This is a genomic window from Oerskovia sp. NPDC056781, from assembly GCF_042789955.1.
In the GTDB taxonomy this organism is placed as follows: Bacteria; Actinomycetota; Actinomycetes; order Actinomycetales; family Cellulomonadaceae; genus Oerskovia; species Oerskovia rustica.
In genome coordinates, this window is sequence record NZ_JBHUAD010000056.1 from 1 (window position 1) to 20,725 (window position 20,725).

Sequence of the window (20,725 nt, forward strand, 5' to 3'; positions counted from 1 at the left end):
CCCAGGAGGAGCCCCGCGGGCCGGGCGGCCGTCCGGTCAGGGCTTGGGCAGCCCGGGCGGGTTGGTCTCCGAGGCGGCGATCGCCTCGTCCTCCAGGCCCCAGTGCTCGAGGAGCTTGGCGTAGCTGCCGTCCTCGATCGCGTGGTTGATCGCCGCCGTGACGGCCGGGGCGAGCTCGCTGCCCTTGAGGGTCGCGACCGCGATCTGCGCCGTCGCGGGCCAGCCGCCGTTGAGCGTGCCGACGACCTTGTACTGGTCGGGCGCGGTCGCGGCGCTGTACGCGAGGCTCGCGTTGGGGCCCACGTACAGGTCGAGGCGACCCGAGGCGACCGCGAGCAGCGCGTCCTTGTAGTCCTCGTAGTACTCGGGCTCCCCGCCCTTGATGGGGTCGAGGCCGGCGGCCACGTTCTCCTCGTTCCAGGCGAGCAGGATCTTCTCCTGGTTGGTGCCCGACCCGACCCCGACCGTGAGGCCCGCGATGTCCTTGGCCTCCTTGATCGGGGGCACCTTGTCGTTCGATGCGCCCGCGAGCCAGCCGAGCTGGTCGTTGCGGTAGGACGAGAAGTCGTACAGCTCCTTGCGCTCCTCCGTCACGGTGACGTTCGAGATGACGGCGTCGACGTCCCCGGACTGCAGCGCGAGGGGCCAGTCGGCCCACGCCTTGACCTCGAGCTCGAGGTCGAGACCCAGGGCGTCCGCGACGAGGACGGCGATGTTGGGCTCGTTGCCGATGGGCGTCTTGTCGTCGTCCGCGAGGAACCCCAGGGGCGGCAGCCCGCCCGCGGTGGTGGAGACCTTGAGGACCCCTGCCGCCTTGACGTCCTCGGGCAGGAGCGCGATCGCCTCGGGCGACTCGGTCGTGTGGATGAACTCCTGGTCGGGCGAGGTGTCGATCACGAGGCCGGCAGCCTCGGCGGCCTTCTCGTTGTCCGCCGCGCCGGGCTCGGCGTCGGCGTTCGTCGCGCACGCCGCGAGCAGCGCGAGGAGGGGCAGGGTCGCGACGGCGGCGACCGCGCGGTGGGAGAGGCGGGCGGGGCGGCGGCCGGTGCGGGACGCCGCGGAGGAGCGGGCGGGCGCGCCGGAGGTGTGCAGGGACATCGTGTTCTCTTTCGTGGTGGGTGGGAGTGCGGTGGGGTGGGTGACGCGGACCGGGCAGCAGACGTGCCTCGGCCTCACAGGACCTTGTCGAGGAAGGCCTTGGTCCGGTCGTGGCGTGGCGCGTCGAGGACCTGGGCGGGCGGTCCCTGCTCGACGATGCGGCCCGCGTCCATGAAGACGACCGTGTCGGCGACCTCGCGGGCGAAGCCGATCTCGTGCGTGACGACGACCATGGTCGTGCCGCCGTGCGCGAGATCCTTGATGACGTCGAGCACCTCGCCGACGAGCTCGGGGTCGAGCGCCGACGTCGGTTCGTCGAAGAGGAGGACGCGGGGCCGGGTCGCGAGCGCGCGGGCGATCGCCACGCGCTGCTGCTGGCCGCCCGAGAGCTGGCGCGGGCGGGCGTCGACCTTGTCGGCGAGACCGACCCGGGCCAGGAGCTCGCGCGCCTCGACCTCGACCTCGGCGCGCGGTCGGCCCTGTGCCGAGACGGGCGCCTCGACGACGTTCTCGAGGGCCGTGAGGTGCGGGAAGAGGTTGAAGCTCTGGAACACGAACCCGATCCGGGTCCGCTGGACGAGGATGTCCTTCTCCTTGAGCTCGCGCAGCGTGTCTCCCCGGCGGGAGTACCCGATGAGATCGCCGTCGACCGCGACGAACCCGCGGTCGACCTTCTCCAGGTGGTTGATGACACGCAGCAGCGTCGACTTCCCCGAGCCGGACGGGCCGAGGATCACGGTCACCTCGCCCGGGCGGACCACGAGGTCGATGCCCGCGAGCACCTCGAGCGTGCCGTAGGACTTGTGGACGCCGCGGACCTCGACGAGGCCCAGGGGCGTCGTGGCCGAGGTGGTCGGCCCGGTCGGCCCGGTCGCGGGGTGGACGGTCGTGGCGGTCATGCGGCACCTCCGGGGTGGCTGTCGGTCGCCCCTGTGCGGGTCAGGTGACCGCGCCCGACGGCGGCGCGTGCCGCGTAGGCGGGTGGCAGGTGGGCGGGCGCAGGGCGTCCGGTGATCCGGGACCACGCGACCTGGAGCGTCCACCGGACGCGCTGGACCGGGGTCGGGGGCAGCGTGCGGACGGCACCCTTGGCGTAGTGCCGCTCGACGTAGTACTGCGCGATCGTCAGGACCGTCGTGATGATGAGGTACCAGATGGCCGCGACCATGAGCAGCGGGACGACGCGCTGGTTGCGGCCGTAGATGACGCCGATCGTGTAGAACAGCTCGCCGTACGCGAGGACGTACACGACCGAGGTCCCCTTGACGAGGCCGATGATCTCGTTGACCGAGGTCGGCACGATGGTCCGCATGGCCTGCGGCAGCACGATGCGCAGCGTCTGGCGCGAGCGTGGGATGCCCAGGGAGGCCGCGGCCTCGTGCTGGCCCTGGTCGACCGAGAGGATCCCGGCGCGCACGATCTCCGAGGAGTAGGCGGCCTGCGACAGGCCCAGGCCCAGGATCGCGGCGCCGAACTTGTCGATCACGTCGAGCGTCCCGAACTCCAGGAACCCGGGGCCGAACGGGATACCGAGCGAGAGCGTCGGGTACAGGTAGGCCAGGTTGTACCAGAGCAGGAGCTGCAGGATCAGCGGCACCGACCGGAACACCCACGTGTACGCCGACGACACGGCCTGGAGCAGCGGCGACCGCGAGAGTCGCATGAGCGCGAGGACCGTCCCGAGCCCGAACCCGATGACCGCGGCGACCGCCGTCAGCCGGATGGTCCCCCACAGCCCGCCCAGGACCGAGGGCCACGTCAGGTACTGCGCGACGACCGACCACTCCCACTTGGGGTTGGTCACGAGCGAGCTGACGACCATCGCGAGCAGGACCGCGACGAACGCGGTCGCGACCCAGCGCCCCGGATGGCGGGCCGGGACGACCTCGAGGTCCTCCCAGCGCGGGGCGGCCTCGTCGGGAGTCGTGGGCCCGTCGGCGAGGGATCGGTCGGTGGTGACGGTGACGCCCGGAGGGTCGGGCAGGGACCCGGGGGGTGGGGCGAGCTGGCGCGACTCGTCCTGCGGGAGGGACAGGGTGCTCATGGTGGACCTCGGTGGGAGAAGGGCGGTGGGCGTGGGCTGGAACTGCCGTGTCAGAGCGAGCGTGACCTCGGGGTCACGCCGGTTCTGACACGTGCGGACAGAGCCACTTCTCGAACGCCAGAGGGCCGATCTCCTCGGGGTCGCGCGTCACGTCGAACAATGGGGTGTATCCCGCGCTGAGGTAGAGGCCTGCGGCCTCGGGCTGGCGAGGCCCGGTCGTCAGGTAGATCCGGGGGTAGCCTCGCTCGGCCGCGCGCTGCTCGAGCTCGCCGAGGACCTGGCGGGCGAGCCCGCGCCGCCGGTGGGCCGAGTGGGTCCAGATGCGCTTGAGCTCGGCGGTCGCGACGAGGGGGACACCGTCGTCGGAGTGCGTGGCGCCCCGGGCGTGCGGGCCGGCGTCGGGCCGGGTCCGGCGCGCGGGGTCGCCGACCTCCGGTTCTGCCCGACGGCGGAACGCACCGCCCGCGACCGGCTCGCCGTCCGCGAGGAGCAGCACGAGATCGCCGTGCGGGGCCGCGAAGTCGGCCGCCGGATAGTGCTCCATCTCGGCGCGCAGGTCGTCCTCGTCGAGGAGGCTGCGGTAGCGGGAGGCGTACTCGTGCGCGAGCTCGTCGAGCAGCGGGCGCACGAGAGGGTCGTGCAGGTGCACGGAGCGGATCGTGACCGCCGTCGTGGGCACGCTCATCGCGGCACCTTCTCCCCCGCCTCGACCGAGAACGGCAGGACGTTGCCCTCGACCGGGCGCGGGCACGTGCCGAAGTCGGTGAACGCGTAGGGCAGGTTGAGCGTGCGGTTCAGGTCGAGCCGCAGCGTCCGGACGGCGCCCGGCCCGGCCGCGCCCCCGCCGTCGGCGCCCCCGACCTCGTCAGGGACCTCGACCTCGTCGGAGGCCGCGGCGCGGTCGACGAACAGCACGCGCCAGTCCGCGACGCCGGGGGCCGGGTCGGTGAACAGCAGGCTCGCGCTGCCGCCCGGCGTGCCCGTGAGCCGCAGGGTCGTCGTCAGTCCGTCGCGCGTGACGTCGACCTCGCCCACGACCTGCACGTGGTGCTCCAGCCCGGGCTGCGCACCGCCCACGACCTCCGCGACCGGCTCGTCGTACCAGCGGACCGGTGCGTCGAGGACCCACGACGGGTCGTAGGCGAAGGTCGGGACTCCCTCGAACGTGACCCGGGTGCGGGCCCGGGGGTCACGCACGCGCAGCCCGTAGCGCCCGGTGCGCCGCACGAGCTCGACCGCGACCGGAGAGGCCGGGTCGGCGCCGTCGGGCACGAAGGTCGCGACGAACGTCGACGCGCCCTCCGCGACGTCCTGGACGTGCGTGCCGCGCAGCGCGTCCTGACCGCCGGCCGGGACGATCGCGTCGGCCGCCGCGGCGCGCAGGTGCACGCCGTCCGCGTCCGACCACCACTGACCCGGCAGGCCCGAGAAGGACGTCGGGGACTCCGGGACCCAGTGCAGCGACGTGAGCGTGAGCCAGCCGTGCTGCTCGCGCAGGGTGCGCTCACGCTCGGCGTGCCACGCCGACCACGCGGCCGCGGCGGCGCTCGGCGCCGAGCCGCCGGACGGCTCGACGGGCGTGCCCGTCGGTGCGGACGCCGTGTGGCGGCCGCGCGAGGTGACGCCTGCCGGGGACGTGGTGCTCGTCGTCATGATGCTCCTTCGGGGCTGGTGGTCGGGCGGTGGTCGGACGGGTCGGACGGGTCGGACGGGTCGGGCTGGGCCGGGCTGGGTCAGGCGGAGTGCGACGGGGTGGCGGACGCGGCGCTCGCGGTGGTCCCCGCACCCGGCTCGGGGCGCGAGAGCCCCAGGTGGTCGCGGAGCGTCGTGCCCGTGTACTCGGTGCGGAACGAGCCGCGCTCCTGGAGCAGCGGCACGACCTGGTCGAGCACGTCGTCGAGGCCTGTGGGCGTCAGGTGCGGCACGAGGATGAAGCCGTCCGACGCGTCCTCCTGCACGTGGCGGTCGATGTCGTCGGCGACCTGCTGGGCCGTGCCGACGAACCCGCCGCGGCCCGACACCTCGATCACGAGGTCCCGGATGGACCAGCCGTTGGCTGCGGCCTTCTCGCGCCACGCCTTGACGACGGGCGCCGGATCCTTGATGTGCCGGACGCGGCCGCGCGTGATGTTCAGGTGGTCGAGGTCGGGCTCGACGTCGGGCAGCGGCCCCTCGGGGTCGTACGCCGTGAGGTCCCGCCCCCAGACCTGCTCGAGGAACGCGATCGCCGTCCGACCCGGGACCTGCTGGAGCCGGATCTCCCGCGCACGCTCGGCGGCCTCCTCGGCCGTGTCCCCCAGGACGACGACCGTCGCGGGGAGGATCTTGAGCGAGTCGCGGTCGCGACCGTGGGCCGCGAGGCGGGACTTCACGTCGGCGTAGAACGCCTGGCCGTCCTCGAACGCGGAGTGCGCCGAGAAGACGACGTCGGCGGTCGCCGCCGCGAAGTCGCGCCCGTCGGCCGAGTCTCCCGCCTGGAACAGGACGGGGTGCCCCTGCGGCCCGCGCGGGGTCTCGAACCGGCCGGACACGTCGAAGTGCTTGCCCTGGTGCGCGAACGGACGCACGGACCCCGTCCGCACGAGCTCGTCCTCGTCCACGGCCTCGTCGTCCCACGAGTCCCACAGCTGCCGGGCCAGGGCGACGAGCTCGCCCGCGCGCTCGTACCGTTCCTCGTAGGGCAGGAAGCCCCCGCGGCGGAAGTTCGCCCCCGTGAAGGCGTCGGGGCTCGTGACCAGGTTCCAGGCCGCGCGCCCTCCGGACAGGAGGTCGAGCGTCGCGAACTGGCGGGCCAGCTCGTAGGGCTCGTTGAACGTCGTGTTGACGGTGCCCGCGAGGCCCAGGCGGTCGGTGACCGCGGCGAGCGCCGCCAGGACCGGGAGCGTGTCGGGGCGGCCGACGACGTCGAGGTCGTGGATCTGCCCCTTGTGCTCGCGCAGCCGCAGGCCCTCGGCGAGGAAGAAGAAGTCGAGCTTCGCGGCCTCGGCCCGGCGCGCGAGGTGCTCGAACGACGTGAAGTCGATCTGGCTGCGCGAGGCCGGGTCGCTCCACACGGTCGTGTTGTTGACGCCCGGGAAGTGGACGCCCAGGTGGATCTGCTTGCGGGGCCGGCCGTCGTGCGAGCGGGCCGACGAGGTGGGGGTGGGGTGTGTCATGGTGGCGGGTCCTCAGGCGATCGCGGCGGCGTAGCGGTTGGCGGGGCGGGCGAGCCCCAGGGTGTCCCGCAGGGTCGTGCCCGGGTAGGCCGACCGGAAGACGCGGGCCTCCTGGAGCAGCGGCACGACGCCGTCGACCAGCGCGTCGAGGTCCGTGCGCAGCGAGGACGGACGGATCGTGAACCCGTCCGCGGCGCCCGCCTCGAACCACTCCTCGACGACCTCCGCGAGGTCGCGGGCCGTACCCACGTGCGTGAGCGAGTCGGTGTCCCACGTGACGCCCTCGAGCCCTTCGAGCAGGTCGAGCCGCGCCTGGGCGCTGGCTCGGTCCTGCCCGATCACGGCGTAGAGGTCGACCAGGACGCGGAGCTCGTCGGGGTCGCGACCCGCCTCGGCGGCCGCTGCGCGCACCTGGTCGCGCAGCGCCCGGGCCGCGTCGAGCGTCGTGGCCCGCACCCGCACGACGTCGGCGCGGCGGCCCGCGAGTGCCAGCGCCTCCGCGGAGTCCCCGCGCACCACGACCGGGGGCTGCGCCTGGGGCGAGCGGGGCGTGATCGAGGGGCCCTTCACGGCGAACCGGACGCCGTCGTAGTCGACGTAGTGCACCTTGTCGCGATCGATGAACCGACCGGAGGGGACGTCGCGGATCTCGGCGTCGTCCTCCCAGCTGTCCCAGAGTCGGCTCACGACCTCGATCGCCTCCTCGGCCTCGGCCACCGCGTCCACGGCGCCCTGAGCCTCCTTGCGCCCGAACAGCGCGGCGGCGGCCTCGGTCGTCGACCAGCCGACCTGCCACGCGGCGCGGCCCGAGCTCACGTGGTCGATCGTCGCGATCGCCTTGGAGACGTGGAAGGGCTCGGTGTGCGTCGTGTCGACCGTCGCGACGAGGCCGATCCCCGTCGAGCGGGGGGCGAGGCGCGAGGCCACGAGGGCCGCGTCGAGCCGGCCGCGGAGCGTCGTGTTGCGCGTGGGCTGGAGCGAGAACGTGTCGTCGAACAGCGCGAAGTCGAGCACGCCGCGCTCGGCGGTCGCCACGAGCTCCTGGAGCCGGTGCGCGTCGAACAGGCGCGGCGACTGCGAGCCCACGGCCCGCCACGCACCCGCCCGCGCTCCGGCGTCGGACAGGTCGACGCCGAGGTGCACCGAGCGGCGCGGGCGCTCGTCGAGCAGGTCGTCGATCCCGGCGAGCGCGTCGAGGTCGTCCTCGGCGGACCGGGACGCGGACTGCTCGTCGGGCTGGGAGGTGGGGGCGAACAGTGGCGTCAGGTTCGAGTCAGGCATGGGTCGTTCCACTCCGGGAGGTCGGGTGCGGGGTCGTTCGGCCGCTGCCGCAGGGGTCGGCGGACGGCCGCGACGGGTCGCGAGAACTGGGGTGCAGCGGGTGGACCGCCGGGCGCGGTGGCGGGTGGCGTGGCTCGCCGCAGATCGGCATGCCGCGGCGACCCGTTCACGGGCGGGGCGGTTCAGGGGCGAGCCGGTGCGGCTCGGGAGACGTCAGGAGGAGCGCAGGCTCAACAACAGACGCGGCCCGGGACGACGGGGCGCCCGGGGGAACAACACGTTCGACGTGCGGGACCGGCGGGGGACGTGGCGAGCGTGACGCTGGTGTCCACGGGTCCTCCTCCGGTCGTCGGTGCGTGGGTGCGGCGGACGGGGCGTCTGCCGATGGCCCGGAATGTATGCCTGGCCACCGGGCGTGTCAACGACTTGGCTCAACCGTCCGCATTCTGGACCGAACCAGTAGAGATTGAGACGCGAACCGGTCCGAATCGGACACCTCCATCAGCGCGGCGCCATCCGGATGCCGCCGTCCAACCGGATCACCTCGCCGTTGAGCATGGGGTTCTCGACGATCGCGCGCACCAGCCGCGCGAACTCCTCGGGGCGGCCGAGTCGGCGCGGGTGCGGCACCTGGGCCGCGAGCGACTCCTGCGCCTCGGGCGGCAGGGAAGCCATCATGGGCGTGCTGAAGATGCCGGGCGCGATCGCCATGACCCGGATGCGACGGTCCGCGAGGTCGCGCGCGAGCGGCAGCGTCATCGCGGCGACCCCGCCCTTCGACGCCGCATAGGCGGCCTGGCCCACCTGACCGTCGAACGCCGCGACCGACGCGGTGTTCACGATCACGCCGCGCTCCTCGGGCTCGTCGCGCGACTCCCCACCCGCGTCACCGCCGGAGACCCCCAGGTCGACCATGCGCTCGGCCGCGAGCCGCGCGACGTTGAACGTCCCGACCAGGTTCACGGTCACGACCCTCTGGAACGACGCGAGGTCGTGCACGCCGCCCTTGCCGAGCACGCGCCGCGCGAGCACGATCCCCGCGCAGCTCACCGCGACGTGCAGCCCGCCCAGGGCGGCGGCGGCGTCGAGGGCGCGCGAGACGTCGTCCTCGTTCGTGACGTCGGTCGGCACGAACCGGACCGCGTCGCCCAGGGCGTCCGCGAGCGCCTGACCGGGCGAGCCCGCCAGGTCCGCGACCACGACGCGCGCCCCGGCGCCGACCAGCTCCTCGACGGTCGCCCGCCCCAGGCCCGAGGCCCCTCCGGTCACCAGCGCGACCTTGCCCGCGATCTCCACGTCCCACTCCTTCGTCGACGGTCCGGGCAGCGTAGCCCGGAGGTGAGTCGGCCCGCAGGGCCGGGCGCCGCCGTCGGGCTGGCCGAGCGTGCCGGGCGGGGTGGCGCGAGGATGAGACATGCTGCTCGCCGAGGTCGCCGCCACGTCCGACGCCGTCGCCGCCACCCGCTCGCGCCTCGCCAAACGTGCGGCGCTGGCCGACCTGCTGCGCCGGGCTGCGCCGGGCGGGGAGGCAGACGGGCCCGGTGACGACGTCGAGATCGTCGTGTCCTACCTCGCGGGCGAGCTGCGGCAGCGGCGCACGGGGCTCGGCTGGGCGTCGTTGCGCTCGCTCCCGCCTCCTGCCGCGGCGCCGACGCTCACGGTCGAGGCGGTCGACGCGACGTTCGAGGAGATGGCGGCGCTCTCGGGTCCCGGCTCGGACACCGCCCGGTCCGCCGCGGCCGCGGCGCTGTTCGCGGCCGCGACCGAGCGCGAGCAGTCGTTCCTGCGCGGCCTGGTCGCGGGCGACCTGCGGCAGGGCGCGCTCGACGCCCTGGTCGTGGACGCGGTCGCGGAGGCTGCGGACGTCCCGGTCGACGCGGTGCGTCGTGCCGTCATGCTGCGCGGCGCGACGGGTCCGGTCGCGCGCGCGGCGCTCGAAGCCCCCGGCCCGACGGCGGCGCTCACCGCCCTGGCCGGGTTCGGCCTCGAGGTGGGTCGCCCCGTGCGGCCCATGCTCGCGCAGTCGGCCCCCGACGTGGCGGCAGCGTTCGACAAGCTCGGTGTCCCACCCGCGGCGGACGCCCCGGGACGCCGGGTATCGGTCGACGTCAAGCTCGACGGCATCCGCATCCAGGTCCACCGGGACGGCGACGAGGTGCGGGTGTTCACACGTTCGCTCGACGACATCACCTCGCGCGTCCCGGAGATCGTCGCGGACGCGCGCTCCCTGGCCTCGGAGCAGTTCGTGCTCGACGGCGAGGCCCTCGTCGTCGGACCGGACGGGGTGGCCAGGCCCTTCCAGGAGACGGCCGCCCGGTCGGCCACGCGGGACGCCCCCGGTGCGGGCGGTGGGGACGCCGGCGGTGCGCGTGCCACGGACGGCGAGGCGAGCGAGGCCACGCTCGCGGGGGCGCTCGCGCTCCGCCCGTACTTCTTCGACGTGCTGCACGCCGACGGCGACGACCTGATCGACGCCCCGCTGCACGAACGGCTCGACGTGCTCGACCGGGTCGCGGGGTCGTTCACGGTCCGTCGCCTGAGGACCTCCTCCCCCGGCGCCGCGGAGGAGTTCTTCGCCGAGGCCGTGCGCGAGGGGCAGGAGGGCGTGGTCGTGAAGTCGCTCGACGCGCCGTACGCCGCCGGGCGCCGCGGTGCCGGGTGGGTCAAGGTCAAGCCGCGGCACACGCTCGACCTCGTGGTGCTCGCGGTCGAGTGGGGGTCAGGGCGCCGGACGGGCCTGCTGTCCAACATCCACCTGGGCGCCCGCGACCCCCAGGGCGGGTTCGTGATGCTCGGCAAGACGTTCAAGGGCATGACCGACGAGATGCTGCGCTGGCAGACCGAGCGGTTCCTCGCGCTCGAGACCTCGCGCACCGACTACGTCGTGCACGTGCGGCCCGAGCAGGTCGTCGAGATCGCGTTCGACGGGCTCCAACGGTCCACGCGGTACCCCGGCGGGCTCGCGCTGCGCTTCGCGCGCGTGCTGCGCTACCGCGACGACAAGACCGCCGACGAGGCCGACACGATCGAGGCGGTCAGGGCGCTGGCCTGACCGCAGCTCCAGGCCCCGACGCCCACGCGACCAGCGCCCGTCGTCACCCGGCCCCCTCGTGGTGCGCAGCGCCGTCGGGCCCGTTCACCGGTTAACCAGGAGGAACCGGGCGAAACATCGTCTCGGGGACCGGATGGGGCCTTGTGCCGTCCCGGCGGCTGCCGCCAGGATCGCCGCCATGCGCTTCGACGTCAGCCTCCACGAGCGCGCCGGGACACCGGTGCGCCTCGTGGTGCGCCGCGCCGTCGACCTGCGTCGCGTCGCCGGCTGTCTCTGTCGATAGTCCCGACCCGGCCCGGCCGTCGCTCGCGTCGACGACCGGCTCCGCGCTCCTCGCGCGCTCACCGTCCCGCTCGCGCCGTCGCACATCTCGCGTACCGGCGGACCGAGCGACCACCCTTCCCACCCTGCCGTCGGCGTGCTCGCGGACGGCAGGGCACCCGTACCCGACTCCCTGGAGCTCCCATGCCCCGTACCCTCAGACCCCACGCCCACCACCCGGTCCGCACCGCCGTCCGGGCCGCGCTGACCGCGGCCCTCGCCGTGACGCTCGTGGCGTGCTCGGCCGCGAGCGCCGAGGAGGCCACGGTCGGCGAGTCCGGCAAGGCCGTGCTGCGCTACGACGGCTCGGTCGGTCAGGTGACGTTCCCCGAGCTCGCGGCGGACCTCGGCTACTACGAGGACGTCGAGCTCGAGTGGGTCGGCGACTCGACCGGTGGCCCGCAGAGCATCCAGGCCGCCGCGACGGGCTCGACCGACTTCGGTGGCGCGTTCAACGGCGCGATCGTCAAGCTCAAGGCGTCGGGCTCGCCCATCACGTCCGTCATCTCCTACTACGGCTCGGACGAGCTGTCCTACGGCGGCTTCTACACGGTCGAGGGCAGCCCTATCACCGAGCCCCGGGACCTGGTCGGGAGGTCGATCGGCGTCAACACGCTGGGCGCGCAGAGCGAGTTCCTCATCCGCGAGTGGCTCTCGCGCGGCGGGCTGAGCGCCGAGGAGATCGACCAGGTCGAGCTCGTCGTCGTGCCTCCCGTGAACGCCGAGCAGGTGCTGCGCGAGGGGCAGGTCGACGTCGTCGGGCTCTCGCGCGTCTTCCAGGACAAGGCCCTGGAGCGCGGCGGGATCACGCAGCTCTTCAGCGAGACCTCGCTCTACGGGAACTTCTCCTACGGGACGTACATCTTCCGCGACGAGTACATCGCGAAGAACCCCGAGGTCGTGAAGGACTTCGTGCAGGGCACGGCGCGCGCGATCCGGTGGGCGCAGGTCACCCCGGTCGAGGAGGTGCGCGCCCGGTACACGTCGATCATCGAGGGGCGTGGGCGCGGCGAGAGCACCGAGCTGGTGCCCTACTGGAAGTCCGCGAGCATCACGGCCCCCGGCGGCGTGATCGCCGAGGAGGAGATCGCGACGTGGATCGACTGGCTCGTGCGCGAGGGTGAGCTCGAGAAGGACCAGTTCTCGCCCGGCGACATCTACACCAACGAGCACAACCCCTACGCGAACGGGACCTACGCGAAGGACGCGGGCCCCGACGGCGAGCCCGTCGAGGTCGCGCCGTGAGCGGCACGGTGGCGGTCACGACGTCCCGGCCTGGCGCGGCGGGTTCCGCGGAGGCCGCAGAGGCCGCGGACTTTCCGGGCTCGACCCCCAAGCTCCGCCTCGAGCACGTGCACAAGGAGTTCATCGTGCGCGACGCGGCCGGGGGCCGCGGGGCACGCAAGCGGTTCACGGCCGTCGAGGACTTCACGCTCGACGTCCGCGCGGGCGAGTTCCTGACGGTCGTCGGGCCCTCGGGCTGCGGCAAGTCGACGCTGCTGGACCTGCTGGGCGGGCTCACCGAGCCGACGTCGGGTCGCATCCTCCTGGACGACTCGCCCGTCACGGGGCCGGGCCTCGACCGGGGCGTGGTGTTCCAGCAGTACGCGCTGCTCCCCTGGCGAACGGCCCGCGCGAACGTCGAGCTCGGGCTGGAGGACAAGGGCGTCGCGCGAGGCCCACGGGCCCGCGTCGCCGACGAGTACCTGGACCTCGTCGGCCTCACGGCCTTCGCGGACCGGTACCCGCACGAGCTCTCGGGCGGTATGAAGCAGCGCGTCGCGATCGCGCGCAGCCTCGCGTTCGACCCCGAGGTGCTCCTCATGGACGAGCCGTTCGCGGCCCTCGACGCCCAGACGCGCGAGTCCCTCCAGGACGAGCTGCTGCGCATCTGGCGCGCGACGGGCAAGACGATCGTCTTCATCACGCACGGCATCGAGGAGTCGGTGTACCTGGGGCAGCGCGTCGCGGTCATGACGCCGCGCCCGGGCCGGTTGCAGACCGTGATCGACGTGGACCTCGCGGGGGCCGCGGACCCCGGCATCGACGACGGCGAGCACGACGACGTCCGCTCGTCGGCGCGCTTCGGCCGGTACCGGCACGAGGTGTGGAGCGCGCTCCACGCCAAGGAGGACGCCCATGTCTAGCACCGTGACCCCGCACGCCCCCGCACGGGGCGAGCCCCTGGCCCGCCCTGCGCAGGACAGCGTCGCGTTCGCCGACCCGCTCACGCTCGGACGCCGTCAGGTGCTCACGGCCGACCAGGACCCGACGCCCTCCGTCGGCGCCCGCCTGCGGGGCGTCGGGGTCCGTGTTCTGCGGGCGTCGGCCGCGATCGTGCTCTTCCTGGTGATCTGGGAGGTCGCGCCGCGCCTCGGGCTGGTCGACAAGGTCTTCCTGCCCCCGCTCAGCGCGGTGCTCGAGTCCTTCTGGGAGCTGCTCATGAGCGGCGAGCTGGGCAAGCACGTCGGGACGAGCCTGACGCGGGCGGGCACGGGATTCGCGATCGCGGTCCTGCTCGCGATCCCGCTGGGTATCGCGATCGGCTGGTGGGCGAGCGTCGCCCAGTTCCTCGGCCCGTTCCTCGAGCTGTTCCGCAACACCGCGGCCCTGGCGCTCCTGCCCGTGTTCATCCTGATCCTGGGGATCGGCGAGACGTCGAAGATCACGCTCGTCGTCTACGCGTGCTTCTTCCCGATCCTCCTCAACACGATCGCCGGGGTCCGGACGGTGGACCCGCTGCTCGTGAAGTCGGCCCGGTCGCTCGGGCTGCCGCCCGTCCGGCTGTTCCAGAAGGTCGTGCTGCCTGCTGCCGTCCCGACGATCTTCACGGGGATCCGCATGGCCGGGACGAGCTCGATCCTCGTGCTCATCGCGGCCGAGATGGTCGGCGCCAAGGCCGGCCTCGGCTACCTCATCACCTACGCCCAGTTCAACTTCCAGATCACGAACATGTACGCCGGGATCATCGCGATCTCGCTCGTCGGGGTCTCGATCAACGCCGTGCTCGTGACCCTCGAACGGCACTTCTCGCGCTGGCGCACCACGTGAACGGGTCGCCCGTGATCGACCCGGCCCCCGGACGAAACCTCTCCCGACCCATCCCACGACCCGAGGACGCACCATGACCGAGCACGCACCGGCCCGCCGGCTCAGCCTGAACCTGTTCATCCACCCCGCCGGCCACCACGAGGCGGCCTGGCGTCACCCGGACACGCAGCCCGAGCGCATCTTCACGGCCGGCTTCTACACCGACCTCGCCCGCACGGCCGAGGCCGCGAGGTTCGACGCGGTCTTCTTCGCGGACGGCCCCGTCCTGCACGACGGCGTCGAGTTCAACAGCGTGGGCAGGCTCGAACCGATCCTGACGCTCGCGTCGATCGCGGCCGCGACGACGCGGATCGGCCTGATCGCGACCGCGTCGACCACGTTCTACGACCCGTACAACCTGGCGCGGCTCTTCTCGACCCTCGACCACCTGAGCAACGGGCGCGCCGGGTGGAACATCGTCACGACGGCGAGCGAGGACGCGGCCCGCAACTTCGGCCTGGACTCCCACCCCGACCACGTCGAGCGGTACGCGCGAGCCGCCGAGTTCGTCGAGGTCACGACCCGGCTCTGGGACAGCTGGGAGGACGACGCCGTCCTGATCGACCGCGCGTCGGGCCGCTACGCCGACCCCACGAAGATCCACGACGTGGCCTTCCGCGGCGAGCACCTGCGCGTCGAGGGGGCGTTCAACGCCGCCCGCTCGCCGCAGGGCCACCCGGTCCTCGTCCAGGCGGGCGCGTCGAACGAGGGACGCGCGTTCGCCAGCCGGTACGCGGAGGCGATCTTCACGGCGCACCAGCGCCTGTCCGACGCCCAGGCCTTCTACGCCGACGTCAAGGCCGGGGCCGAGGCGCTGGGACGATCGCGTGACGCGGTCAAGATCCTCCCGGGCATCAGCCCGTTCATCGCCTCGACCGAGGAGGAGGCTCGCGCCCTGGAGCGCGAGTTCAACGAGCTCACGGTGCCCGAGTACGGTCTGCGCCAGCTCGAGAAGCTCACGGGCGTCCGCCTCGACCATGCGCAGCTCGACGGCCCCGTCCCGGCCGAGCTGTTCGCCCACGCGGGCGACGTGACCGACAACTCGCGCAGCCGCCTCCAGGTCGTGGCGGGCATCGTCGAGCGCGAGCAGCCCACGGTCCGCGGGCTGCTCCACCGCCTCGCGGGGGCGCGCGGTCACCGGGTCGTCGCGGGCACGCCCGAGCAGGTCGCGGACACGATCGAGGAGTGGTTCACGCAGGGCGCGGCCGACGGGTTCAACGTCATGCCGCCCTACCTGCCGGGCGGCCTCGACGACTTCGCCGACCACGTCGTGCCGATCCTGCGCGAGCGTGGCCTGTTCCGTACGGAGTACGAGGGCACGACCCTGCGCGACCACCTCGGCCTCGCGCGCCCCGAGAGCCGCTACGCGACGGGCGCGCTCCGCGAGGGGAGCGGCGCGGACGAGGCGAGCGGCGCCGTCGGGCAGGAGGGGGCCCGGACCACGGAGCCGGTCCCGGCGTGAGCGCGGGCACGGGCGCCCCGCCGGTCCGGCTGGCGTGGACCGTCCACGTCCCCGCCGGGGTCTGGGGGGTCGCCCAGGGCGCGGCCGCACCGGTCGTCGCGCTCGCCGCGCGCGAGCTCGGCGCGTCGCTCGGCGTCGCAGGCCTGGTCGTGGCGCTCGCCGGGCTCGGTCAGCTCGTCGGCGACCTGCCTGCGGGGCGGCTCGTGTCCCGGTTCGGGGAACGACGCTCGATCGTCGGGGCGAGCGTGCTGGCCGTGGGCGGGGTCGCGCTCTGCCTGGTCTCGTGGTCGGTCGTCTCGCTCGCGGTCGGCGTGTTCCTCGCGGGCCTCTCGCAGGCCGTGTGTGGGCTCGCCCGCCAGACGTACCTGGCCGAGGCGGTCCCGTTCACGCGCCGCGCTCGCGTCATGTCGAGCGTCGCTGCCATGATGCGGGTCGGTTTCTTCGTCGGACCGATCCTCGGGGCGGCCGCGATCCTGGCCGTCGGGACGCGCGGCGGGTTCGTGGTGCAGCTCGTCGCGGTGTGCGTCACGGCGGTCCTCATGGGCCGCGTGCCCGACGTCGGACGCTCGCCCCGCGCGAGCGCCGCACCCGGCGACGTGGCCGCCCGGGAGGCGGGGCTGTGGCGCGTGCTCGTCGAGCACCGTCGGCTGCTGCGCACGCTCGGCCTCGGCGCCGCGCTCATGGGGCTCTCGCGGACGGCCCGCACCGTGCTCCTGCCCCTGTGGGCCGACCTCCTGAGCGTCGACGCCGCGACGACGAGCCTGGTCTTCGGTGCCAGCGCGGCGCTCGACGTGCTCGTGTCGATCCCCGCGGGGTACCTCATGGACCGGTTCGGTCGGCGCGCTCTCGCCGTCCCGTCGCTCGCGGTCCTGGCCGCGGGCTACCTCGCGCCGCCGTGGGCGGGCGGCGTCACGGCCCTGGCCGTGGTGGCCCTGGTGCTCGGGTTCGGGAACGGGCTGAGCAACGGCGTCATCATGACGCTCGGCGCCGACGTCGCACCGCCCGCGCAGCGTGCCGAGTTCTTCGGGGCGTGGCGGCTCCTGCACGACGCGGGGGCCTTCGCGGGTCCGCTCGTCGTCGCGGGCACCGCCCTCGTCGCGCCGCTGGGGGTCGCCGCGCTCGTCGTCGGCGCGACGTCGGTCGCGGGCGGGGCCGTGTTCTGGCGATACGTGCCCGTCTGGGCGCCGTGGCCGCGGCCGGTGTGCCGGTGGCGGTGAAGATGGAGACCGTGGCGGTGACCGTGCCGGGGGCGGAAGCCGTGACCGGGGTCGCGGGTGAGGCCGTCCCTCGGTGATGCTGGATGCCCACGCCCGCTCGCGGGCCGACCGGGAGGACCCTGCCATGACCGACGACCGCGCCGCCGCCCCGCCCGGCGAGCTCACGCCACGCATCGGCAAGGTCGCGACGCGCGAGCTCGCCCACCACGGGTACTCACGCTACGAGGACCTCACGCGCGCGACCGCCCAGGAGCTGCTCGCGCTCCACGGCGTCGGGCCCAAGGCGATCCGCATCCTGGGCGAGGAGCTCGCCGAGCGGGGGTCAGGGTTCCGGGAGGCGTGACGCTCGTCAGGACCGGAACAGCCCGCCCCACAGGAAGGACTCGCCGAACAGCGACGAACCGGCGGCCTGCGGTGCGAGCCTGCGCAGCTCGATCTCGGTGAACCCCTCGAAGAGGGCGCGGAGGTCGTCCGCGCCGTACGCGAGCCCGCCGGCGAGCGCCCCGCCGCGGTAGAGCTCGACGTCGTCGACCTCGGACCCCATCGCAGCGAACCCGTCCCCCGCGGCGGCGAAACAGGTCAGTCCGAAGGATCCGCCGTCCCGGAGCCAGGACTCGACGAGCCTGCGGTAGCCGATCCGACGGTGCGGCGGGAGATGGTGGAAGCACCCGCTGTCGAAGACGACGTCGTACGTCTCCTCGGCGGGCCAGTCGAACATGTCCGCGCACACGAAGCGGACATCCACGCCGGCGGAGGATGCCCGCTCCTCCGCCCAGCTCACAGCCGTCCCGGAGAGGTCCAGCGCGTCGACGGTCGCGCCCTGCTGGGCGAACCAGATCGCGTTGCGCCCCGGTCCGCACCCGAGCTCGAGCACACGCGTGCCCGGGCCGATCGGTAGAAGACCCGCCCGGTGCCAGGCGACGAGGCTCTCCTCGGGGGCCTCACGGAAGAACGGGACGGCACGGTCCCGATCGGTGTAGAAGGAGTCCCACCAGGCTGCGCTGCCGTGCCAGGCGGCGGCGCCGCGAGCGGCCCACCGCTCGGTGGCCTCGGAGTAGAGGGCGTCGAGCAGCCGCGCGACGTCGTCCTCGGTCTGGATGGAACGGTTCATGACGGGCCTCCGTCTCAGGCGCCCCCGAGAGCACGTTCATATGCTCTGACCTGCGAAGACACCGAGATCATCATCCCACCTGAGAGCCCGTTGAACCAGGGGTTCGGCGGGTGCTTTCCGGCTTTCAGGCGGTCCTGGCAGGGCCGAGAAAGTCCGTGAGCGTCGGCAGCGACGCGACGCTCAAGCCGTGATGACGTCGATGACCTCGGTGTCGTCGTGGCGGCGGGCCAGCGCCGTCACGACGGGTGGCTTGGGCACCGGCGGCTGCGCCTTGACGCCCGTGCTCTTGCTGCGGCGCGGGCGCGTGGGCACCGGGACACCGAGGGACTTGAAGACCTTGCGCAGCTCGGCCTCGGTCCAGCCCGCGGCGAGCGCGTCCGAGAACGCCGTGGCGTACTCGCGCTCGGCCTCCTCGAGCGCCGTCTTGGCGGCCGCGACCTGCTCGGCCCGCTCGGCCAGGACGCGGCCCGATTCCATGCGGTCCTCGAGCAGGTCGCGCAGTCGAGCTTCGTACGTGGTGGCGGTGTCGTCGTCGCTCATGCCACCAACCTAGGGCCTGACCTGCACGGTCGCCAGGATCGCGAGGTGGTCGGTCCCGGGGATCGCGACGGGACCGACGTCGTCGACCCGCATACCGGCGTCGACGACCACGTGGTCGAGGTCCACGAGCGGCGGGTGGCGGCGGTCGGCGGGCCACGACAGGTTCAGGCCGTGCCCTGCGAGCCGGGTCGCGTCGGCGAAACGGTCCCCGAGCAGGTCGCGGAACGCCGAGTGGTCGGAGGTCGCGTTGAAGTCGCCGAGCAGGATCTGCGGCGTGGGGTCGGCGTGCGCCGCGTCGCGCAGCAGCGCGAGGTCGTCCGTCCACAGGTCGACCGCGCCGGGAGTGGGTGGGTGAGGGTGCACGGCCGTCACCCGCACGGACGTCCCGTCCACCCCGACGACGGCGCTCGGCTGGTGGAAGCGGCTCGCCACGCCGTCACGTGGGTCGGTCAGCGGCGTCGCGCTCCACAGGCCGCTGCCCGCCGCCCCCTCGGTCGGGTGGGTCCTCGTCCACGCGTACGGCAGCACGTCCTCGATCCCGGCGGCCACGAGAGCGGTCTCGAACCCGTCGGTCAGCTCGACGACGCTCAGCAGCTCGACCTCCTCCTCGCGCACGGCCTCGACCACCGCCCGGGCGTCCGCCCGCCCGTAGAGGGCGTTCGTCGCCATGACGCGCAGCGTCCCGTCCGTGCCCGGCTCGATCCCGGGGCCAGGGACGAAGAACGGCACGAGCCACACCGCGTGCACGACGACCAGCACCGCTGCGACCGCGCTGAGCACCCAGCGCCGCCGGCTCAGCGAGAGCAGCAGCACCACGAGCGCCGCGAGGGCGACCCACGGCGTGAGCGACACGAGCTGCGCGAGGGGCGTGACGCCGTCGAACCCCAGGGCGCGCGCGAGCGTGAGCGCCCCCACCCCCACGAGGCACGACGACAGCACGACCGTCCACGCGACCGCACCCGCGCGCCGCGCCCTCGACGGCGGACGCTCCTCGGTCAGGACGGGCGCGCTCACGGTGCCACCTGCACCGTGACAGCGAGCGCCCGGTGGTCCGAGCCGGGGACGACGAGCGAGGCGAGGTCGTCGACCCGCATGCCCGCGTCGACCACGACGTGGTCGAGGTCGAGGAACGTCGGGACCTGTTCCCCCACGGGCCACGACAGGTTCAGGCCCTGCCCGGCCGTGCGCGTCGCGTCGTGGAACCGGTCGCCGAGGACCGCGCGGAACGACGCATGGTCGTAGGTCGAGTTGAAGTCGCCCAGCAGCACCTGGGGCAGCGGCTCGTCGTGCGCGCGCCGGGCGAGGTCGGCCATCTCCTGGTGCCACACGCCCGTGATCTCGGGCAGCGGCGGGACGGGGTGGACGGCGGTCACGCGCACGGGCGTACCGTCCACGTCGAGGGTGGCTGCGGGCATGGCGAACGTGCTCCACTCGCTCGTGTCGGGGTCGGTCAGCGCGGACCTGCTCCACAGGCCGCTCCCCGGCGAGCCCGTGCCCACCTTGGCGTCGACGTGGTGCGGCATGACCGCCTCGATCCCCGCGGCCTCGAGACGGTCGTGGAAGTCGGCCGTGAGCTCGACGACCGCGAGCACGTCCGCGTCCTGCTCGTGGACCATCCGCACGACGGCTGCGGCGTCCGCCTGCCCGAAGTACGCGTTGACCGTCAGGACCCGCAGCGTCCTCCGGGCGTCGGTCTCGATGCCCTGCCCGGGCACGAAGAACGGCGCGACCCACGCGACCTGCGCCGCGAGCGCGACCCCGCACAGGATCGCGAGCGACCGTCGCCGCAGGACCAGGGCCGGCGCGGCCACGAGCAGCGCGAGCGGGACGACCCACGGCGTGACGCCGACGACCTGCGCGAGGGGCGTGACGCCGTCGTACGGGACGGCGCGCACGAGCGTCATGGCCAGGACCAGCCCGCCCAGGACCCACAGCACCAGCCCGACGGCGCGTCCACCGGGGCGACGTCGGCTTGCCGGGGCGGGGGCGCTGTCGGGCAGGGTGGCGGGTGCGGATGCGTGGGCGACCACGGGCTCGGCGCTGGCGTCGCCACCGGTCCCGCCCGTCCCCGTGGTGCTGCTGTCCCCTGTCATGCAGCGACCCTATCGACCGGTTCGGGCCGTTCTGGGCCGGTCGGTCCCCGGCGACGGGCAGACCCGGTGCAGCCCGCGGAAGGATCCTGTGAACGCGCCAGCGACGCCCTGGGGCGGCACACCGTCGCCTCCGAGATGCTGCCTGTTGTCGGTCAGGCGGGCCCGCCACCGACAACGAGCCCGATCTCGACGAGCCACCGCGCCGGGTTGGGCCCCACGACGACCGCGAGACACGACGGGGCGGGGCGCGGAGACCAGGTC

20 protein-coding genes are annotated in these 20,725 nt (G+C 73.7%); 8 read left to right on the forward strand and 12 right to left on the reverse strand.

Going from position 1 to position 20,725, the window contains the following annotated elements; all coding sequences use genetic code 11:
* Nucleotides 1–36: 36 nt before the first annotated feature.
* The 8 genes from ACFRCR_RS07245 to ACFRCR_RS07280 all read right to left on the reverse strand — a co-directional run bounded on the left by ACFRCR_RS07245 (nucleotide 37) and on the right by ACFRCR_RS07280 (nucleotide 8,874).
* Nucleotides 37–1,098: an ABC transporter substrate-binding protein gene (locus ACFRCR_RS07245; RefSeq protein WP_377676352.1), complete on the reverse strand. Its 1,062-nt coding sequence runs from the start codon at nucleotides 1,096–1,098 to the stop codon at nucleotides 37–39.
* Between the two features lie 74 nt (nucleotides 1,099–1,172).
* Nucleotides 1,173–1,997 (reverse strand): amino acid ABC transporter ATP-binding protein, encoded by an 825-nt coding sequence (locus tag ACFRCR_RS07250; RefSeq protein WP_377676354.1) that lies wholly within the window; start codon nucleotides 1,995–1,997, stop codon nucleotides 1,173–1,175.
* Nucleotides 1,994–3,142 carry an amino acid ABC transporter permease gene (locus tag ACFRCR_RS07255; RefSeq protein ID WP_377676356.1) on the reverse strand — a complete coding sequence of 383 codons (1,149 nt, stop codon included), beginning with the start codon at nucleotides 3,140–3,142 and terminating at the stop codon, nucleotides 1,994–1,996. Before ACFRCR_RS07255 ends, ACFRCR_RS07250 begins: the two co-directional genes overlap by 4 nt.
* A 73-nt stretch (nucleotides 3,143–3,215) precedes the next feature.
* Nucleotides 3,216–3,827 (reverse strand): GNAT family N-acetyltransferase, encoded by a 612-nt coding sequence (locus ACFRCR_RS07260; protein ID WP_377676358.1) that lies wholly within the window; start codon nucleotides 3,825–3,827, stop codon nucleotides 3,216–3,218.
* Entirely contained in the window at nucleotides 3,824–4,795 is a 972-nt protein-coding gene (locus ACFRCR_RS07265) for a DUF1684 domain-containing protein (RefSeq protein WP_377676360.1), read from the reverse strand. Before ACFRCR_RS07265 ends, ACFRCR_RS07260 begins: the two co-directional genes overlap by 4 nt.
* 80 nt (nucleotides 4,796–4,875) lie before the next feature.
* Nucleotides 4,876–6,297 (reverse strand): NtaA/DmoA family FMN-dependent monooxygenase, encoded by a 1,422-nt coding sequence (locus ACFRCR_RS07270; protein WP_377676362.1) that lies wholly within the window; start codon nucleotides 6,295–6,297, stop codon nucleotides 4,876–4,878.
* A gap of 12 nt (nucleotides 6,298–6,309) precedes the next feature.
* Complete coding sequence (locus ACFRCR_RS07275; RefSeq protein ID WP_377676364.1) at nucleotides 6,310–7,578, reverse strand: LLM class flavin-dependent oxidoreductase; 1,269 nt, start codon at nucleotides 7,576–7,578, stop codon at nucleotides 6,310–6,312.
* Nucleotides 7,579–8,079: 501 nt separating this feature from the next.
* Nucleotides 8,080–8,874, reverse strand: a complete 795-nt coding sequence (locus ACFRCR_RS07280; RefSeq protein ID WP_377676366.1) for an SDR family NAD(P)-dependent oxidoreductase — start codon at nucleotides 8,872–8,874, stop codon at nucleotides 8,080–8,082.
* Nucleotides 8,875–8,992: 118 nt separating this feature from the next.
* Here ACFRCR_RS07280 and ACFRCR_RS07285 point away from each other — a divergent pair, with 118 nt between their 5' ends.
* The 8 genes from ACFRCR_RS07285 to ACFRCR_RS07320 all read left to right on the forward strand — a co-directional run bounded on the left by ACFRCR_RS07285 (nucleotide 8,993) and on the right by ACFRCR_RS07320 (nucleotide 17,063).
* The gene (locus tag ACFRCR_RS07285; protein ID WP_377676368.1) at nucleotides 8,993–10,630 is read left to right on the forward strand and encodes an ATP-dependent DNA ligase; all 1,638 of its coding nucleotides are present in this window, start codon (nucleotides 8,993–8,995) and stop codon (nucleotides 10,628–10,630) included.
* Nucleotides 10,631–10,808: 178 nt separating this feature from the next.
* Nucleotides 10,809–10,913: a putative leader peptide gene (locus ACFRCR_RS07290; protein WP_377676370.1), complete on the forward strand. Its 105-nt coding sequence runs from the start codon at nucleotides 10,809–10,811 to the stop codon at nucleotides 10,911–10,913.
* Between the two features lie 182 nt (nucleotides 10,914–11,095).
* Nucleotides 11,096–12,196, forward strand: coding sequence for an ABC transporter substrate-binding protein (locus ACFRCR_RS07295; protein ID WP_377676372.1), 1,101 nt, complete (start codon nucleotides 11,096–11,098; stop codon nucleotides 12,194–12,196).
* Nucleotides 12,197–12,303: 107 nt separating this feature from the next.
* Nucleotides 12,304–13,098, forward strand: a complete 795-nt coding sequence (locus ACFRCR_RS07300) for an ABC transporter ATP-binding protein (RefSeq protein WP_377676388.1) — start codon at nucleotides 12,304–12,306, stop codon at nucleotides 13,096–13,098.
* A complete protein-coding gene (locus ACFRCR_RS07305; protein ID WP_377676374.1) occupies nucleotides 13,091–14,002 on the forward strand; it encodes an ABC transporter permease in 912 nt (303 codons plus the stop codon). Before ACFRCR_RS07300 ends, ACFRCR_RS07305 begins: the two co-directional genes overlap by 8 nt.
* A gap of 73 nt (nucleotides 14,003–14,075) precedes the next feature.
* Nucleotides 14,076–15,503: an LLM class flavin-dependent oxidoreductase gene (locus tag ACFRCR_RS07310; RefSeq protein WP_377676376.1), complete on the forward strand. Its 1,428-nt coding sequence runs from the start codon at nucleotides 14,076–14,078 to the stop codon at nucleotides 15,501–15,503.
* Nucleotides 15,500–16,720: an MFS transporter gene (locus tag ACFRCR_RS07315; protein WP_377676378.1), complete on the forward strand. Its 1,221-nt coding sequence runs from the start codon at nucleotides 15,500–15,502 to the stop codon at nucleotides 16,718–16,720. The genes ACFRCR_RS07310 and ACFRCR_RS07315 overlap by 4 nt, the downstream gene beginning before the upstream one ends.
* Before the next feature lie 124 nt (nucleotides 16,721–16,844).
* A complete protein-coding gene (locus ACFRCR_RS07320; protein ID WP_377676380.1) occupies nucleotides 16,845–17,063 on the forward strand; it encodes a hypothetical protein in 219 nt (72 codons plus the stop codon).
* Nucleotides 17,064–17,069: 6 nt separating this feature from the next.
* Here ACFRCR_RS07320 and ACFRCR_RS07325 read toward each other — a convergent pair whose 3' ends face one another.
* The 4 genes from ACFRCR_RS07325 to ACFRCR_RS07340 form a co-directional block, all read right to left on the reverse strand.
* Nucleotides 17,070–17,831, reverse strand: coding sequence for an SAM-dependent methyltransferase (locus ACFRCR_RS07325; RefSeq protein WP_377676381.1), 762 nt, complete (start codon nucleotides 17,829–17,831; stop codon nucleotides 17,070–17,072).
* Nucleotides 17,832–18,011: 180 nt separating this feature from the next.
* Nucleotides 18,012–18,371, reverse strand: coding sequence for a hypothetical protein (locus ACFRCR_RS07330; protein ID WP_377676383.1), 360 nt, complete (start codon nucleotides 18,369–18,371; stop codon nucleotides 18,012–18,014).
* Nucleotides 18,372–18,380: 9 nt separating this feature from the next.
* Nucleotides 18,381–19,385 carry an endonuclease/exonuclease/phosphatase family protein gene (locus ACFRCR_RS07335; protein ID WP_377676385.1) on the reverse strand — a complete coding sequence of 335 codons (1,005 nt, stop codon included), beginning with the start codon at nucleotides 19,383–19,385 and terminating at the stop codon, nucleotides 18,381–18,383.
* On the reverse strand, nucleotides 19,382–20,464 hold the full coding sequence (locus tag ACFRCR_RS07340; RefSeq protein ID WP_377676386.1) for an endonuclease/exonuclease/phosphatase family protein: 1,083 nt from the start codon (nucleotides 20,462–20,464) through the stop codon (nucleotides 19,382–19,384). The genes ACFRCR_RS07335 and ACFRCR_RS07340 overlap by 4 nt, the downstream gene beginning before the upstream one ends.
* Nucleotides 20,465–20,725: the final 261 nt, after the last annotated feature.

Coding starts and splice junctions, on each gene's coding strand:
- ACFRCR_RS07245 (WP_377676352.1), bottom strand. CDS start 1,098: ATGTCCCTGCACACCTCCGGCGCGCCCGCCCGCTCCTCCGCGGCGTCC.
- ACFRCR_RS07250 (WP_377676354.1), bottom strand. CDS start 1,997: ATGACCGCCACGACCGTCCACCCCGCGACCGGGCCGACCGGGCCGACC.
- ACFRCR_RS07255 (WP_377676356.1), bottom strand. CDS start 3,142: ATGAGCACCCTGTCCCTCCCGCAGGACGAGTCGCGCCAGCTCGCCCCA.
- ACFRCR_RS07260 (WP_377676358.1), bottom strand. CDS start 3,827: ATGAGCGTGCCCACGACGGCGGTCACGATCCGCTCCGTGCACCTGCAC.
- ACFRCR_RS07265 (WP_377676360.1), bottom strand. CDS start 4,795: ATGACGACGAGCACCACGTCCCCGGCAGGCGTCACCTCGCGCGGCCGC.
- ACFRCR_RS07270 (WP_377676362.1), bottom strand. CDS start 6,297: ATGACACACCCCACCCCCACCTCGTCGGCCCGCTCGCACGACGGCCGG.
- ACFRCR_RS07275 (WP_377676364.1), bottom strand. CDS start 7,578: ATGCCTGACTCGAACCTGACGCCACTGTTCGCCCCCACCTCCCAGCCC.
- ACFRCR_RS07285 (WP_377676368.1), top strand. CDS start 8,993: ATGCTGCTCGCCGAGGTCGCCGCCACGTCCGACGCCGTCGCCGCCACC.
- ACFRCR_RS07290 (WP_377676370.1), top strand. CDS start 10,809: ATGCGCTTCGACGTCAGCCTCCACGAGCGCGCCGGGACACCGGTGCGC.
- ACFRCR_RS07295 (WP_377676372.1), top strand. CDS start 11,096: ATGCCCCGTACCCTCAGACCCCACGCCCACCACCCGGTCCGCACCGCC.
- ACFRCR_RS07305 (WP_377676374.1), top strand. CDS start 13,091: ATGTCTAGCACCGTGACCCCGCACGCCCCCGCACGGGGCGAGCCCCTG.
- ACFRCR_RS07310 (WP_377676376.1), top strand. CDS start 14,076: ATGACCGAGCACGCACCGGCCCGCCGGCTCAGCCTGAACCTGTTCATC.
- ACFRCR_RS07320 (WP_377676380.1), top strand. CDS start 16,845: ATGACCGACGACCGCGCCGCCGCCCCGCCCGGCGAGCTCACGCCACGC.
- ACFRCR_RS07325 (WP_377676381.1), bottom strand. CDS start 17,831: ATGAACCGTTCCATCCAGACCGAGGACGACGTCGCGCGGCTGCTCGAC.
- ACFRCR_RS07330 (WP_377676383.1), bottom strand. CDS start 18,371: ATGAGCGACGACGACACCGCCACCACGTACGAAGCTCGACTGCGCGAC.
- ACFRCR_RS07340 (WP_377676386.1), bottom strand. CDS start 20,464: ATGACAGGGGACAGCAGCACCACGGGGACGGGCGGGACCGGTGGCGAC.